Below are 15,023 nucleotides of genomic sequence, written 5' to 3'. Positions count from 1 at the left end.
CCGTCCGCGGAACACCGAGGGCGCCGGCCGGCCCGCTCCCGCGGGCACCCGGCGCCCTCGTGCGCCTCTCAGGCCGGGGCGAGCTCGATGGGCGGCGCGTCGACCGTCGTGACCGACCGGCGGGCGGCTTCCAGCAGCGTCCGGGTGTCGAGCTCGCCCGGCTCTCGCATGAATGCGAGACCGCGTCGCTCCATCTCGCCCGCGATCTGCACCTGGTGGTCGTCCACGTGCTCGCCGTAGCGCGCGAGCCGCGGAACGAGGATCGGGAACCGGCCCTGCTCGAAGGCCGTGATGGCCGACCCCGTCCCCGAGTGCGCGATGACGACGTCCGCCTCCCGCACGGCCTGCGTCAGCTCGTCGTGCGGCACGCGATCGCGCCCATCGATGCCCCAGGCCGAGACGTCCTGCGATCCCGTCTGCCAGAGCACCTCGTCGCAGTCGGCGAGCAGCGGCACGATGGCGTCGTAGAGGCGACCGAACCCGTAGCCCTCCTGGGTCCCGACCGTCACGACCGCCTTGCGGATGCGGGCGGGTCCGGGGGACCGGTCCCGCCCAGGCGCGAAGCCGTCGTAGATCGATCCGACGTATCCCCACCGCGAACTCTGCCACGAGGGGTACTGCGTGTAGGTGTGGACGCGGCGCAGGTGCTCGAGTATGCGTCCGGACATGCTGGGGCCTTCCGCACGGGCCGCGCTCTCGATGTAGTACGCGGATGCGCCGCGGCTCGCGGCCATGGGCAGCACGGCAACGGCGGGGCTCGACCCGGTGCTGAACGCGCGGTCGTACGAGTGCTCCTTCATGACCTTCGCGGCGAGGGACCGCAGCCGCCAGAGGTTGCCCAGGTCGCGCGGGGCGACGAACGGGGCGTAGTGCACCTCGCGGTCCTCGAGGAGCGACGTCGACAGGCCGTTCTCGAAGGTGAGCCACACCTGATCCTCCGGCGCGACGCCCAGTCGTTCGGAGAGGGCGAACAGCTGCTTGAGGTGACCGCCTCCTGAGCACACCATCATCGTCTTGGACATGACCGTTCCTCCTTCTCTAGTAGGCGCCGTCGTGCGTGAACAGCTGGATGAGCGTGCGAAGTATCAGCAGGAGGTCGCCCGTGAACGACCAGTTCTCGACGTAGTAGAGGTCGAGGCGGACGCTCTCCTCCCACGTCAGGTCGCTCCGGCCACTGACCTGCCACAGACCCGTGATCCCGGGCTTCGACAGCAGCCGGCGGGTCTCGTTCCCCTCGTACTGCTCGACTTCGCGAGCCAGTGGCGGCCTCGGCCCGACGAGGCTCATGTCGCCGCGCAGCACGTTCCACAGCTGGGGCAGCTCGTCGAGCGACGACCGCCGCAGGCGCCGTCCGACCGGCGTCACGCGAGGGTCGCTTCGCATCTTGAAGAGCACGCCGTTGCCGTCGGAGAGCGCCTCCAGCTCGGCCCGGCGCTCTTCCGCGTCGACGACCATGCTGCGGAACTTGAGCATCGTGAACGTCGTCCCCCCGACGCCCACGCGCTGCTGCCGGAAGAGAGCCTTCCCTCCGTCGCGCCGCACGGAGATCGCGATGACGGCGAGCAGCGGGGCGAGCAGGATGAGGCCGAGCGACGCGGCGACGATGTCGAACGCGCGCTTGAGCGAGTGGTTGAAGCCGGAGTACTGCGGCAGCTGCACGTGGACCATCGGCAGCCCCGCGACGGGGCGCAGATGGATGCGGGGGCCCGCGACGTCCGTCAGCCGCGACACGAGGATGAGCTCGGCATCCGAGTTCTCCAGCGCCCATCCCAGCTGACGGATGCGCTCCCGTCCTCCCGGCAGGTCGCCCGCGAGCATGAGCGCCCGCATCCGGGACGTGCGCGTCGCCTCGACGACCTCCGCGTACGGCACGCACGGCAGTCCCGCGAGCCGGGCGCGCACCGAGGGACGGGCGTCGTCCAGCGGACTCGTGAGCGAGACGGCCGCGGGGCGGTAGCCGGCGGCGAGATTGCTTCGCAGCTGCGTCACCGTGAGGTCGACGTCGTCCGGGGATCCGACGACCATCGCGCCGGTCAGGCACCGTCCCTCGCGGCGCAGGCGGAGAAGGATGCTGCGCCACGCGAAGCGGTTCGCGAGCAGCAGCGTCCAGCCCAGCGGCATCGCGAGCGCGATGTAGCCGCGCGCGAAGTCGAACCTCGCGAGGTAGCAGACGATGGCGACGCAGCCGAAGGCGACGAGTGTCGCATTGGTGACGCGCTGGTACTCCGTGAGGCCCTCGCCGATGATGCGCTTCGCGCGGCTCTTGGCCCCCGACAGGGCGAAGAGCCACACGACGGCCACTGCGGCCGCGGCGATGGCATACAGCGCCGAGGAGGTCGACCAGTCCGAGACGGGACCGAAGCGCACGATGCTGCCGACGAGCAGCGACGTCACGATGGCCGCGACATCCCCCGCCACGATCCCTGTGACGAGCCGCGCGTACCATGCGAGCGTGCGCGGCTGGTACGGGACGGAGGTCACACCCGTGCTGGCCGGGACGACCTCTATGCGAGGTCCCGCGAACGCCTGACTGATCGAGCTCAACGCTGGCCCCCGTCCCTGTGACGTTGGAGGACGGCGCTGGCCCGGCGGTACCGGCGTGCGATGCAGACCGGTTGGTGCAGGTGGAGCGGTTGGTGAACGCCTCGAAGGGCGTGGTGTCAGGCTACGAGCACGCGCTCAGGGACAGAACCCCTCGACCGCAGTCTTCACACGGCGCGAATCAACTCTTCACCTCGGTGTAACAAACGCGAGCGCAGCACCAGATCGAGCACGGCGCGGTGCCGCGCGGCCCAGCTGTGCTCCTCGACGAACCCGATCCGCGCCGCCTCGCCCGCAGGGCCGAGCGCGAGGGCGTCGTCCACGACGGGTCCCATCTCCGCCGTCGAGGGCGCGATGAGGATGCGGTCCGCGATGTCGCGGACCGGCGGGAGGTCGATCGACACGACCGGCAGCCCCGCCGCGAGGTATTCGTATACCTTGAGCGGGCTCATCGCCTCCGTCAGCGGCGTGCGCCGGTGCGCCAGCAGCGACACCTGGCATGACCGGAGCGCTGCCACGAGCTCGTCACGCCCGACGCCGTCGTGGATGTGCAGGTTCGCGATACCGCGGAGCCCGGCGACGTACGCCGGGTCGGGCGCGGGCCCCAGGAGCACGATCTGCAGCTCGGGGCGAGCCGTCGCGAGCGCCGCGACGCCCTCCGCATCGAGCCGCTCGTCGATCGTCCCGACGTAGATCGCTCGCGGCTCGGGGATCGCCGCGAGCCACGCCGGCGGCGTCGGTGCCGGCCCGAGCCATTCGGCCGGGTCGACGCCGTTGGGCACGACGATCGACGGTCCCCGCGGCGCGATGCGGTCGACGATCTCCTGCGACACGGCTGCGACGCCGATCTCGGCATCCCGGATCTGCCGATAGGCCGCGCGATACGCGGGCCAGTACTCCTGGCGTGCGCCGTAGCTCGTCCAGTCGTCGCGTGCGAAGTAGGTCACCGTCGACGCCCACGCGAACGGACTGAACGCGGCGACGAGCGGATTGGTCGTGATGACCGCCGGGTGGCGCAGCCCCAGCCGGTCCGCATGCGCGCGCAGCGCGCTGTCGTACCGCCGGTACCCGCGCACGACGGCGGGGACGTCGATCGGGTCGGCCCGCGCCGCGCGCACGGGAGTGACGAGCGCCCGGCGCGCCGAGGTCGGGAACTCGGGGTGACGGCCCCCGATGCGGCGCGCGGCGACGCTCGCGTGAGAGCGGAACGGGTTCGCCACGAGCAGCCCGTCGACGTCGGGGGAGGAGAGGAGAGTCTGGAGGATGCGGTCGGGGGGGCGCATCATGCCGCGGGCGACGGCATCCGCGTACGTCTCGTACGAGAACGTGAAGACGACGTCGCGCCCGCTCACGGCACGAGCTCCCTGATGACGCGCGCCGGCGCTCCGACGGCGACGGTGCGGGGCGGCACGTCGCGCGTGACGACGCTGTTGGCCCCGACGACCGCGCCCGCCCCGATCGTCACGCCGGGCATCACGACGACGTTCTGGCCCAGCCACGCGCCCCGCCCGATGCGCACGGGCGCGACGCGGACGAGAGCCTGATCGCGGATGGGGAGCTCCGGGTCGTCGAAGCCGTGCATGTGATCGGAGATGTAGACGCCGCGGGCGAGCTCGACCGCCTCCTCGATGACGACCTCCTGCACGGCGGTGATCGAGGTCTGGTTCATCCGCACGCGGTCGTGGAGATGGATGACGGGCCCGTCCGCGTCGAGCCGCGGAACCATGAGCCACGAGGACGGCCCGATGAGGACGTCGCGCCCGACGACGACCTTCTGCGGGTTCCCCGCCCGGAAGGGGAGCATGATGCGGCTCCCCGCCCCGAACGACGCGAAGCCCGTGCGCGCGAGCGCCGTGTAGAGGGCATCCCGCACGCGAAGGCCGTTCTCGATGAGGTCCATCCCGTTCACTGCCTCGTCCTCCCCGTCGCCACCGAGCTCGCCCTCACGCGCCCCAGATCGCGCGCAGCCTGTCGTCGGTCGGCGTGGGCGCCATCCGCTCCAGCCATGCCGCGTCGATCGACGCGAGCGACGGATCGGAGCGGAACCCTCCGCTCGCGGCGACCGTGCCGGCCCTGTCCGACACCGACGAGTTCTCGACGGTCGCCCACGCGCCCTTCACGCCACCGATGAACAGCGAGTCGCGCGCCGAGAGGACTCCGGTCGTGCCGGAGCCGTTGACGGCCGCGGGATACCCCGAGGTGAAGGCGTTCGCCCCGGCAGGCAGCGCGTACCGCTGCAGCATGCGGTCGCCGCCGACGAGGAGGGAGTGGTCGAAGAGCACCTCGGAGGCGAGCCCGGAGGGGATGAAACCGGCATTCGTCGAGGCGAACAGCGCCGTGTCCGTGAGGGTGATGCGCGCCTGGGGTCGGTCTCCTGAGAGCTGGAGCGTGTCGCAGTGGGCCTGCGACCCGGCCGGCTTGTACGACGGCGCGATGTAGCAGCCGACCACCTGGATGCCCGAGTAGGCGTTGCCCGCCGCACGGAAGGCCCACGCGTCGCTGTCGGTCACGAGGGCGTCGGGCGTCACGCACTCGACGAGCTCGACGTCGTTCGCCTCGCCCGTCCGGCCGGAGGTGACGTTGAAGGCCTGGCCCTTCGACCAGGCCCACGCGAAGTCCTGCACGCCCGTCAGGGCGACGCTGTAGGGGTAGGTCCAGAAGCCGACGAACGCGACGCCGAGAACGCGGTCGATGCGGATCGACTCGCCGAACGCGACCGTCCCGACGCCGTCGCGCGGTGCGACGAGGATCCGGTGCGCGCGTCCGGCCGAGCCGACGACCTCGAGCACGGGTCTGCTGGACGAGCCCGCCCCCGAGCCGGGGAGGGTGCCTGGTCGCACGAGCACGACGCCCGTGCCGCCGCGCGCCTTCTCGTCGACGAACGCGATGGCCCGGCGGATGTCGGGCCAGGAGCACTCGGCCTCGGCGACGACGTCGAACGCGTCCGTGCCCCGCGGGGTGCGCGTCGGCCAGTGCGCGCCGGTCGGTCCGAAGGCCGCCGCGGCGCCGATCTCCTGCGCCCCGCCGAGCGAGGTGGGCACGCCGGCCGTGGCGTCCGTCGCGGTGGGAGTGGGCGTCGGCGAGGAGCGCCCGGCCTCGGGACGCTCAGGCGAGCTGCATGCCGCGAGCAGCCCCGCCGCCGACCCTGCGATGTACGCGAAGGCCATGCGTCGGGAGATCTCGCGCATGCCGGCCATCCAATCCTCGGGGTGCAAGGTGTCGGACGCCGTTGGCCCACGGGCGCTCTCACGCTACGCGGAGCGTGATTCACGCAGGTTACGGTGAAGGAAAATCCACCTTGCCCCCGAGGATGGAGACTGCTCAGAGGGGGCGGATGTTCTCCGCCTGCAGGCCCTTGGGGCCCTGCGCGATCTCGAACTCCACGCGCTGGTTCTCTTCGAGCGAGCGGTAGCCGCCCGCCTGGATCGCGGTGTAGTGCGCGAAGACATCTGCGCCGCCCTCATCGGGAGCGATGAAGCCGAAGCCCTTCTCCGAGTTGAACCACTTGACCGTGCCCGTCGTGCTCATGAAATGCCGTTCCTTGCTGGTGCCGGCACAGGGCGCGCCGATCGAGACCCACGCTAGCGAAGGCGGAGGACACGCGCGGGGACTGTGAAGGATGGTGACACAAACGTTGCACGAGAGCCTTGCGCGCCCCATCGCACGCCCGGGCCGAGTCTGCGACTCGCAGGCCCGGGCGTCGACGGATCCCCCCGGATAGGTCACGCCGAGCGTGACGGCCCCACTCTACCGATATATCGGCGTCGCGCGCACGTTCAGACCCCCCGCGGGAGCATGCCGGATGGCGACATACACTTGTTCGCATCGTGTCCACCGATGCCTTCGCCCCCGTCGATCCTCGTGGCGCCGTCCTCGGCGACGAGGTGTACGCGCGCATCGGCGAGGCGATCCTCGACGGAACCCTCCAACCCGGCGAGCACCTGCGCGATCACGAGCTCGCCCGCCGCCTGGGCGTCTCGCGCACGCCCGTGCGCGAAGCGCTGCAGCGGCTCGAGCGCACGGGTCTGGTCGAGGTCGCGCCCAATCGCTACACGCGCGTGTCGATCCCGCATCCCAAGCTGCTCTCCGACACGCACGTCTTCCTCGTGCACCTGATGGGCAATGTGTCGCGGCTCGCCGTCGGGCGCTGCTCGGACGACGAGCTCGCACAGATCCTGGAGAACCTGGACGCCGTCATCGAGGCATCCGCCCGCGACGACAAGCTCGCCATCCTGGATGCCAGCGCCGTCCTGTTCGCACACCTCACGCACGTCGCCGACAACGCGGCGTTCCTTCGGGTCATGCGCGAGGGCGAGCTCGCGATCCGCCGGAGCCTCGCGGGCTGGCGTCCGGCGATCGAGTCGCCCGTCGGACGCACCGAGGCGTACCGCGTGTTCCGCGCCGCGATCGCCGCACGCGACGCCGACGGAGTCGAGCGGTCGCTGCGGGCCCTCCACGGTCTCGAGTGATCCGATCTGTCGAGGGGCGGTCGCCCTCGCTACCGTTGGCTCGTGGGTCACATCGAGCTCCGGCGAGTCGACGACGACGACCTCGACGCGATCTTCGAGATGATGCGCGACCGCGAGGCGATCGCGCTCGCGGCGTTCACGGCGGACGACCCCGACGACCGCGTGGCCTTCGACGCATGGATCGCGCGGCAGCGTGCGAACCCGGATGTCGCGTACTTCGTCGTGACGGAGCGCGGCGGCTTCGCCGGCTCGATCGCATCGTTCGCGGTCGAGGGTGATCGCGAGGTCTCCTGCTGGATCGCCCGTCACGCGTGGGGACGCGGCGTCGCGACGGCGGCGCTCCGCCTGCTCGTCTCACGCGAGCCGGTGCGCCCGCTCTTCGCGCGCGTCGCCGCGCACAACGCGCGTTCGATCGCCGTGCTGGAGAGGATCGGGTTCACGGAGGTGTCGAGAGACATGGCCTTCGCCCCCGGTCTGGGCCGCGAGATCGAGGAGATCGTCTACACGCTCGTCCCCGCCGTGGACGGCGCGTGACGACGGATGCCGGACACGAACGACAGAGCCCCCGGCCAGGAAACACCTGGTCAGGGGCTCGAATCGTTCTGTGCGCGAGGGGGGAGTTGAACCCCCACGCCCTTTCGGGCACTGGCACCTGAAGCCAGCGCGTCTGCCTATTCCGCCACTCGCGCGAGCCGCGGCATCCGGAGATGTCGCGAGACTCAACTTCCCGAGGATATCACGCCCGCCGTCGGCTCCCGAATCGGCGGAAGCACCCGATCGTGGGGGCCGAACGGGACCTTTGGGGATCGATCCACTGCGCCGGCGGACTGTGCAATTAGCATGGACGAACCGGCCAGCCTGCCTGAGGAGTCGCGTGGGACTACTTGACAGCTTCGAGAAGGGTCTCGAGCGCGCTGTCAACAGCGCCTTCGCGAAGACCTTCCGCAGCGGCATCCAGCCCGTCGAGATCGCCGCGGCGCTGCGCAGCGAGCTCGATGCGAAGGCTGCCGTCGTCTCGCGCGACCGCATCCTCGCGCCCAACTCGTTCACGGTGCGCCTCTCGCCCGCCGACGACGAGAAGATGCGCTCGATCGGCCCTGCGCTCGGCGACGAGCTCGACACGCTCGTGCAGACGCACGCGAAGACGCAGGGATACACGTTCGCCGGCCCCGTCACGATCGCCATCGCCTCCGACGACCAGCTGTCGACCGGGACGCTGCGCATCGAATCGGCGACGGCTCAGGGCCGGGTCGCGTGGCGCGGGGTCGTCGACGTCGAGGGGAAGCGGCATCCGCTCGTGAAGTCGCGTACTGTCATCGGGCGGGGCAGCGACGCCGACATCACGATCGCCGACGCCGGCACGAGCCGGAAGCACGTCGAGATCCTGTGGGACGGCGAGCGCGCCATGGTCCGCGACATGAACTCGACGAACGGAACGCTTCTGAACGGCCGAAAGATCGTCGAGGCGGCGCTGACTCCCGATTCGACCATCAGGATCGGGCACACCGACATCGTCTTCCGCGTCGTCGCACAGGCGACGCCTCCCAAGCCGCCGCTGCCGCCCGACGCGACGCGCGCGTTCGACATCCGCGGAGGTCAGCCCTCGTGAGCGAACTGACGCTCCTGCTGCTGCGCATCGGGTTCCTCCTCGTGCTGTGGTTCTTCGTGTTCGCGGTCGTCTACTCGCTGCGCGCGGACCTGTTCGGCGTGAAGGTGCGCAGGATGCCGGAGCCCGCCGCCGCCGCGGCGACGCCCGCATCCGCGCCGACGGCACCCGTCGCACCCAAGCCCTCGCCGGCCGAGAAGGGCGGCAAGGCCACGACCTCGACCGTGTCGCGCATCGTCATCACGAGCGGGCCCAAGGCCGGACTCGAGCTCCCGCTCGGCACCGAGCCGCTCACGATCGGCCGTTCGAGCGAGTCGGGCCTCGTCGTCCGCGACGACTACACGTCGAGTCACCACGCGCGGCTCGTGCTGTGGGGCGATCAGTGGATGATCCAGGACCTCGACTCCACGAACGGCACGTGGCACGACGGGGCGCGCGTCGCCTCGCCCGTGCCCGTCACGGCCGGGGCTCCCATCAAGGTCGGCGCGACGACCTTCGAGCTGCGGAAGTAGCGGCGGACACCCCCTGATGGTCTTCCAAGGCTCGAGCGCCGCGATCTCGCACACCGGCAAGGTCCGCTCCAACAACCAGGACTCCGGGTATGCAGGCTCGAACCTCTTCGTCGTGGCCGACGGAATGGGCGGGCACGCGGGCGGCGACGTCGCGTCGAGCCTCGCGATCTCGCGACTCGAGCGGCTCGACCACCCGTACACCTCGACGTCCGAGGCCGAGCGCGCCCTCCGCATCGGGATCTCGGATGCCGCGACCGAGCTGATCGACACGGTGCACGCGCGGCCCGAGCTCGCCGGCATGGGCACAACCGTCAGCGCCCTCGTCATGGTCGACGACTACGCCGTCATCGCGCACATCGGCGACTCCCGCATCTATCTGTTCCGCGACGGCGCGCTGACGCAGATCACGACCGACCACACGTTCGTGCAGCGGCTCGTCGACTCGGGGCGCATCACGCCTGAGGAGGCGCGCTACCACCCCCGGCGGTCGGTTCTCATGCGCGTGCTCGGCGACATGGACGCCGACCCCGAGGTCGACACGTTCATCATGCCGACACAGCCCGGCGACCGCTGGCTGCTCTGCTCGGACGGGCTGTCCGGCGTCGTCGACGACGCCCACACGGCGAAGGCGCTCGGACTCGGGCTCGCGCCCGGCCGCACCGCCGACCACCTCCTCAAGCAGGCGCTCGACGCCGGGGCTCCCGACAACGTCACGATCGTCATCGTCGACGTGGGAGGACAGCATCCGCTCTTCTCCGGAACCCCCACGATGGTCGGCTCGGTGTCCAACCCCGTCGGCGTCGAGGTCCCCGCAGCCCGGTCGGGCCGCGGGGGCTGGCTGCATCCCGCTCGTCAGGCCGCCAACGAGCCGACGCACTTCGAGCCGGCCGCCGAGTTCCTCGAGGAGCTCATCGAGGAGGACCGCCGGCGCGGACGCCGTCGGCGCATCGGATGGATCGTGGGCTTCGTCCTCGTGCTCGCGGCTCTCGCGGCCGCTCTGTTCGCGGGGTACCAGTGGACGCAGACACGGTACTTCGTCGGCGCGGACGCCGACACCGTCGTGATCTTCCGCGGCATCCAGCAGGGAATCGGGCCGATCTCGCTCTCGACGCCGTACGAGGACACCGCGATCCGCCTGACCGATCTCTCGTCGTTCGAGCGAACGACCGTCGAGGAGACGATCCCCGCCCGCTCGCTCGAGGACGCCCGGCGCATCGCCGAGAGCCTCAGGGAAGCGACGGAGGGCTCGCGATGACGGCGGCCACCCCGTCGGGCCTGACCGAGTCGCTCACCGCCGACACGGCGGTCGTTCGGGCCCTTCGCCGCATCCGCGTGCCCCAGACGCAGCGCAACCGCGAGCTGTTCCTCCTGGTCTTCGCGTTCGCGATCAACGCGGGCGCGATCGCCCTCGTCCAGCTCGGCGCGACGGGCGAGATCGACGCGACGTTCCTCATCTACTGCGGCGGCCTCACGGCGCTCGTCGTCGCGCTGCACATCCTGCTGCGTCTGCGCGCGCGCGACGCCGATCCGTTCGTCGTGCCCATCGCGACCCTCCTCACCGGCCTCGGGCTCGCGATGATCTATCGCATCGACATCGCCCGGCGCGTGCACGGATGGGATGCCACGTCCACCCGACAGCTCGCCTGGATCGCGATCGGAGTCATCGGGGCGATCGCCGTCGTGCTGTTCCTGCGCAACTACCGCGTGCTCTTCCGCTACACCTACGTGTCGGGGCTCGTGGGCGTGCTCCTGCTTCTGCTGCCGATCGTGCCGGGTCTCGGGGCGGATGCCGGCGCCGACGTGTGGGTCGACCTGGGGTTCTTCTCCTTCCAGCCCGGCGAGCTCGCGAAGATCGCGCTCGCGATCTTCTTCGCGGGGTACCTCGTCCGCACGCGCGAGAGCCTCACGTCGACGGGAACGCGCTTCCTCGGGATGACGTGGCCGCGCGCGCGTCAGCTCGGCCCTCTCCTCGTGCTGTGGCTCGTCTCGATGGGCATCATCGTCGTGCAGCGCGACCTCGGCACGGGACTGCTCATCTTCGGCATGTTCGTCGCGATGCTGTATGTCGCGACCGGCAAGACGAGCTGGGTGCTCATCGGCGTCGTCCTCGCCGTCGCCGGGGCCTTCGCCGCGTCGCAGATCCTCCCCTACGTGCGGGGCCGCTTCGTGAACTGGCTGGACGCCTTCAATCCCGATCTGATGGACAACAGCAGCTACCAGCTCGTCAACGGCATCTTCGGCCTCGCGCAGGGCGGCCTCATCGGCACGGGACTGGGGCAGGGACGTCCGTACCTGACTCCGCTCGCGCAGAGCGACTACATCTTCCCGAGCCTCGGAGAGGAGCTCGGGCTCGTGGGCGTCTTCGCGATCCTGTGCCTCTACATGGTGTTCACGAGCCGCGGCATCCGCATCGGGCTCGCGGGGCAGGACGACTTCGGCAAGCTGCTCGCGACGGGCCTGTCGTTCACGATCGCGCTGCAGGTGTTCATCATGGTGGGCGGCGTGACGCGGCTCATCCCGCTGACCGGCCTCACGACCCCGTTCCTCGCGGCGGGCGGATCCTCCCTCGTCGCGAACTGGCTCATCGTCGCGCTCCTGCTGCGCATCTCCGACATCGTCCGCAGCCGCCCGAGGGTGGTGATCGGATGACGTCCAGACGGATGCCGTACCCGGCCGCCACGGGCACGCCCCCGGCCGCAGAGCACACGACCGGGAGGTGCGACCGATGACGAAGGAGCTGCGGCGGCTCAGCATCCTGATGCTGATCATGTTCCTCGCGCTGTTCGGGTCGACGAGCTGGATCCAGGTCGTGCACGCCGAGACGCTCTCGGCCGATCCGCACAACGAGCGCGCACTCCTGGACTCGTACGAAGTGCAGCGCGGCGCGATCGTCGCGAGCGGCACGGCGATCGCGACCTCCGTCCCCTCGGGCGACAGGTACAGCTGGCAGCGCACGTACGTGGACGCCCCCATGTGGGGTCACGTCACGGGATGGATCAACCCGATCCTTCAGTCGGCGACCGGGATCGAGCGGGCGATGAACCAGGAGCTCAGCGGCACGGCCGGCTCGCAGTTCCTCGCGCGCATCGACCGGATCCTGACGGGCCAGCCACCGCGCGGGTCGAATGTGACGCTCTCGCTCGACGCGGCCGTCCAGCGCGCCGCGTTCGAGGCGCTCGGATCGCTGCAGGGAGCGGTCGTCGCGATCGAGCCCGCGACGGGCCGGATCCTCGCGATGGTCTCGAGCCCGTCGTTCGACACGAACCAGCTCGCGGCGCACGACACGGCTGCCGTGAACGAGTACTACGACACGCTCGAGGACGCCTCCGACGACCCGCTGTCCAACCGGGCGATCGGCGGCGACCTCAACCCTCCGGGGTCCACGTTCAAGCTCGTCGTGGCCTCGGCGGCGCTCGCGTCGGGCCAGTGGACACCCGACTCGACCCTGCCCAACCCCGCGTCGTACCAGCTCCCGCAGTCGAGCAACGTCGTCTTCAACGCGTGGCGCGGAACCTGCGGCGACGGCGAGACCGTCACGATCGCGGAGGCGCTGCGGCTCAGCTGCAACATCCCCTTCGCCGAGCTCGCGGTCGAGCTCGGCGACACGGCGATCCGCGAAGAGGCCGAGAAGTACGGGTTCAACTCGTCGTTCGCGACGCCGCTCGAGTCGACGCCGTCCAGCTACCCCCGGGCACTGGACGACCCGCAGACGGCGCTGACCGGCTTCGGCCAGGGTCAGGTCACGGCGACACCGCTGCAGATGGCGATGGTGTCTGCCGGCATCGGCAACGGCGGAGTCGTCATGAACCCGCACATGGTGGATGAGGTGATCGGGCCGGATCTCACGGTGCAGCAGAAGTTCGAGAACACGGAGTTCGGGCGCGCGCTCGACGAGGATCTGGCGGAGCAGATGGTGCAGATGATGGTCGCCGGTGTCAGTTCCGGCGCGGCGACGGGTGCAAGAATAGACGGGGTCGACGTGGCCGGGAAGACCGGGACCGCGGAGAACGGCACGGGACAGCCATTCACGTTGTGGTTCACCGGTTTCGCCCCTGCGGTCGATCCTCGAGTCGCTGTCGCGGTCGTCGTGGAGGACGGCGGGGGTCAGGGTCAGTCGGGCACGGGCAACACGATCGCGGCGCCCATCGCAAAGAAGGTCATGGAGGCGGTGCTGGGCAGATGAGACCGACGCAGGGAGTGACCTTCGGCGGCCGCTACGAACTCGATTCGCGGATCGCCATCGGCGGCATGGGCGAAGTGTGGGAGGCCACCGACCACGTCATCGGCCGCACCGTCGCGATCAAGATCCTCAAAGACGAGTACATGGGCGACCCCGGCTTCCTCGAGCGGTTCCGCGCCGAGGCCCGCCACGCCGCGCTCGTCAACCACGAGGGCATCGCGAGCGTCTTCGACTACGGCGAGGAGAACGGCTCGGCCTTCCTCGTCATGGAGCTCGTCCCCGGCGAGGCGCTCTCGACGATCCTCGAACGCGAAGGGTCGCTCTCGACAGACAAGACGCTCGACATCGTCGCCCAGACGTCGGCCGCGCTCCAGGCCGCCCACGCCGCGGGTCTCGTCCACCGCGACATCAAGCCCGGCAACCTCCTCATCACGCCGGACGGCCGTGTCAAGATCACCGACTTCGGCATCGCGCGCATCGCCGACCAGGTTCCGCTGACCGCGACCGGCCAGGTCATGGGCACGGTGCAGTACCTCTCGCCCGAGCAGGCGTCCGGGCACCCGGCATCCCCTGCGACCGACACGTACTCGCTCGGCATCGTCGCGTACGAGTGCCTCGCCGGAAAGCGTCCCTTCACGGGCGAGTCGCAGGTCGCCATCGCGATGGCGCAGATCAACGAGCAGCCCCCGCCGCTCCCGCCGACCGTGGCCGTGCCGGTGCAGAACCTCGTCATGGCGATGATCGCGAAGAAGCCCGACGACCGCCCCGCCACGGCATCCGCCGTCGCGCGCGCCGCCACGGCGATGCGGCGAGGAGACGTGGCGGCGGCAGCGGCCGCCGTTCCCGCCGTCGCCACCGGCACGTCCGTCGGCGACGACCTCACACAGCTCCTGTCCCCGTCCGAACCCGCGGCGGCGACGCGCCTGCTTCCCGCGCCCGACGAGGAGGAGCCGGCGAAGACCCCCGCCCGCAAGCGCAGTCCGTGGACGTGGCCCCTCATCGCGCTCATCGTCCTGCTCGTGCTGGTGCTCGGCGGAACCGTCTTCGCGCTGTTCGCGAACCGTCCGCCCTCGCCCGGTCCGACCGACTCGTCGCCGACGCGCATCACCCCGACCGAGACCGAGACGACGCCGACGCCGACCACGACCCGCATCGACGTGGGTGCGCTCGCGCTCGTCGGCCGGAACTGCGACGAAGCCCAGCAGGCGGCCCTGACAGCCGGCATCCTCGTCGTCACGATCGCACCGGACCGCCCCGCCGCGTCGACGGAGGGCGACGTCAACACGGTCCAGTCGATCAACCCGTCCGGCATGCTCCTCCCCGAGGACGAGCTGACCCTGACGTGCTTCGGCGACCTGACGCAGATGCCGGCGCCGGAGGCTCCCGCGCTGTCCGCCGCGACCGTCGCCCCCAACGGGACGCTCACGGTGACGTGGCCCAACTACGTGTGCCCCTCGGGCACGGGTCAGCTGAGCGCGTTCACGCTCACGGCCACCAATGCGACCTTCCCGAACGGGCAGACGACGTCGGCGTTCACGCCGCAGCAGCGCAGCGGCACGCTGACGGCCACCTCCAACGTCGGGCAGACCATCATCGTGACCTACACGGCGAACTGCTCCGGCGGGCCGGCGGGGCAGCGCACGTCGGGCTCGTCGCCGGAGGCGACGGCGCTCATCGAGGCTCCCGCGACGCCCGAGCCGGAGGAGACGGGCTGA

General features: G+C 70.6%; 14 protein-coding genes and 1 tRNA gene. 8 read left to right on the top strand and 7 right to left on the bottom strand.

From position 1 onward, the window contains the following. Nucleotides 1-68 precede the first annotated feature (68 nt). The 6 genes from FHS08_RS06520 to FHS08_RS06495 form a co-directional block, all read right to left on the bottom strand. On the bottom strand, nucleotides 69-1,022 hold the full coding sequence (locus FHS08_RS06520; RefSeq protein ID WP_167036887.1) for a glycosyltransferase: 954 nt from the start codon (nucleotides 1,020-1,022) through the stop codon (nucleotides 69-71). A gap of 16 nt (nucleotides 1,023-1,038) precedes the next feature. Next, complete coding sequence (locus FHS08_RS06515) at nucleotides 1,039-2,544, bottom strand: sugar transferase (protein WP_167036884.1); 1,506 nt, start codon at nucleotides 2,542-2,544, stop codon at nucleotides 1,039-1,041. Nucleotides 2,545-2,708: 164 nt separating this feature from the next. Then, complete coding sequence (locus tag FHS08_RS06510; RefSeq protein WP_167036881.1) at nucleotides 2,709-3,893, bottom strand: glycosyltransferase; 1,185 nt, start codon at nucleotides 3,891-3,893, stop codon at nucleotides 2,709-2,711. Then, on the bottom strand, nucleotides 3,890-4,441 hold the full coding sequence (locus FHS08_RS06505) for an acyltransferase (RefSeq protein WP_167039695.1): 552 nt from the start codon (nucleotides 4,439-4,441) through the stop codon (nucleotides 3,890-3,892). Before FHS08_RS06505 ends, FHS08_RS06510 begins: the two co-directional genes overlap by 4 nt. Nucleotides 4,442-4,484: 43 nt before the next feature. Further along, nucleotides 4,485-5,729, bottom strand: coding sequence for a hypothetical protein (locus tag FHS08_RS06500; RefSeq protein WP_167036878.1), 1,245 nt, complete (start codon nucleotides 5,727-5,729; stop codon nucleotides 4,485-4,487). A gap of 133 nt (nucleotides 5,730-5,862) precedes the next feature. Further along, nucleotides 5,863-6,069, bottom strand: a complete 207-nt coding sequence (locus FHS08_RS06495; protein ID WP_167036874.1) for a cold-shock protein — start codon at nucleotides 6,067-6,069, stop codon at nucleotides 5,863-5,865. Between the two features lie 299 nt (nucleotides 6,070-6,368). Between FHS08_RS06495 and FHS08_RS17235 the strand changes: the two genes are divergently transcribed. After that, nucleotides 6,369-7,010, top strand: a complete 642-nt coding sequence (locus tag FHS08_RS17235) for a GntR family transcriptional regulator (protein ID WP_167036871.1) — start codon at nucleotides 6,369-6,371, stop codon at nucleotides 7,008-7,010. Nucleotides 7,011-7,052: 42 nt separating this feature from the next. Beyond that, on the top strand, nucleotides 7,053-7,544 hold the full coding sequence (locus FHS08_RS06485; RefSeq protein WP_167036867.1) for a GNAT family N-acetyltransferase: 492 nt from the start codon (nucleotides 7,053-7,055) through the stop codon (nucleotides 7,542-7,544). A 71-nt stretch (nucleotides 7,545-7,615) separates the two neighbouring features. On the opposite strand, the gene FHS08_RS06480 is transcribed toward FHS08_RS06485, so the two are convergent. Then, nucleotides 7,616-7,699, bottom strand: a tRNA-Leu gene (locus tag FHS08_RS06480). A gap of 185 nt (nucleotides 7,700-7,884) precedes the next feature. Here FHS08_RS06480 and FHS08_RS06475 point away from each other — a divergent pair. From FHS08_RS06475 to FHS08_RS06450, 6 genes are all read left to right on the top strand, one after another. Beyond that, nucleotides 7,885-8,619 (top strand): FhaA domain-containing protein, encoded by a 735-nt coding sequence (locus FHS08_RS06475; protein WP_167036864.1) that lies wholly within the window; start codon nucleotides 7,885-7,887, stop codon nucleotides 8,617-8,619. After that, nucleotides 8,616-9,128: an FHA domain-containing protein FhaB/FipA gene (locus FHS08_RS06470; protein ID WP_167036860.1), complete on the top strand. Its 513-nt coding sequence runs from the start codon at nucleotides 8,616-8,618 to the stop codon at nucleotides 9,126-9,128. Before FHS08_RS06475 ends, FHS08_RS06470 begins: the two co-directional genes overlap by 4 nt. Before the next feature lie 16 nt (nucleotides 9,129-9,144). Then, nucleotides 9,145-10,383, top strand: coding sequence for a PP2C family protein-serine/threonine phosphatase (locus tag FHS08_RS06465; protein ID WP_167036857.1), 1,239 nt, complete (start codon nucleotides 9,145-9,147; stop codon nucleotides 10,381-10,383). Further along, a complete protein-coding gene (locus FHS08_RS06460) occupies nucleotides 10,380-11,777 on the top strand; it encodes an FtsW/RodA/SpoVE family cell cycle protein (RefSeq protein ID WP_170283245.1) in 1,398 nt (465 codons plus the stop codon). The genes FHS08_RS06465 and FHS08_RS06460 overlap by 4 nt, the downstream gene beginning before the upstream one ends. A gap of 76 nt (nucleotides 11,778-11,853) precedes the next feature. Continuing rightward, nucleotides 11,854-13,311 carry a peptidoglycan D,D-transpeptidase FtsI family protein gene (locus tag FHS08_RS06455; protein ID WP_167036854.1) on the top strand — a complete coding sequence of 486 codons (1,458 nt, stop codon included), beginning with the start codon at nucleotides 11,854-11,856 and terminating at the stop codon, nucleotides 13,309-13,311. Next, the gene (locus tag FHS08_RS06450) at nucleotides 13,308-15,023 is read left to right on the top strand and encodes a serine/threonine-protein kinase (protein ID WP_167036851.1); all 1,716 of its coding nucleotides are present in this window, start codon (nucleotides 13,308-13,310) and stop codon (nucleotides 15,021-15,023) included. The genes FHS08_RS06455 and FHS08_RS06450 overlap by 4 nt, the downstream gene beginning before the upstream one ends.

This window comes from Microbacterium ulmi (genome assembly GCF_011759705.1).
Taxonomy (GTDB): Bacteria; Actinomycetota; Actinomycetes; order Actinomycetales; family Microbacteriaceae; genus Microbacterium; species Microbacterium ulmi.
The sequence above is the reverse complement of the archived record's forward strand: the minus strand, read 5'-3'. Positions and strand labels throughout refer to the sequence as shown.

Coding starts and splice junctions, on each gene's coding strand:
- FHS08_RS06520 (WP_167036887.1), bottom strand. CDS start 1,022: ATGTCCAAGACGATGATGGTGTGCTCAGGAGGCGGTCACCTCAAGCAG.
- FHS08_RS06500 (WP_167036878.1), bottom strand. CDS start 5,729: ATGCGCGAGATCTCCCGACGCATGGCCTTCGCGTACATCGCAGGGTCG.
- FHS08_RS06465 (WP_167036857.1), top strand. CDS start 9,145: ATGGTCTTCCAAGGCTCGAGCGCCGCGATCTCGCACACCGGCAAGGTC.
- FHS08_RS06505 (WP_167039695.1), bottom strand. CDS start 4,441: ATGGACCTCATCGAGAACGGCCTTCGCGTGCGGGATGCCCTCTACACG.
- FHS08_RS06495 (WP_167036874.1), bottom strand. CDS start 6,069: ATGAGCACGACGGGCACGGTCAAGTGGTTCAACTCGGAGAAGGGCTTC.
- FHS08_RS06450 (WP_167036851.1), top strand. CDS start 13,308: ATGAGACCGACGCAGGGAGTGACCTTCGGCGGCCGCTACGAACTCGAT.
- FHS08_RS06455 (WP_167036854.1), top strand. CDS start 11,854: ATGACGAAGGAGCTGCGGCGGCTCAGCATCCTGATGCTGATCATGTTC.
- FHS08_RS06460 (WP_170283245.1), top strand. CDS start 10,380: ATGACGGCGGCCACCCCGTCGGGCCTGACCGAGTCGCTCACCGCCGAC.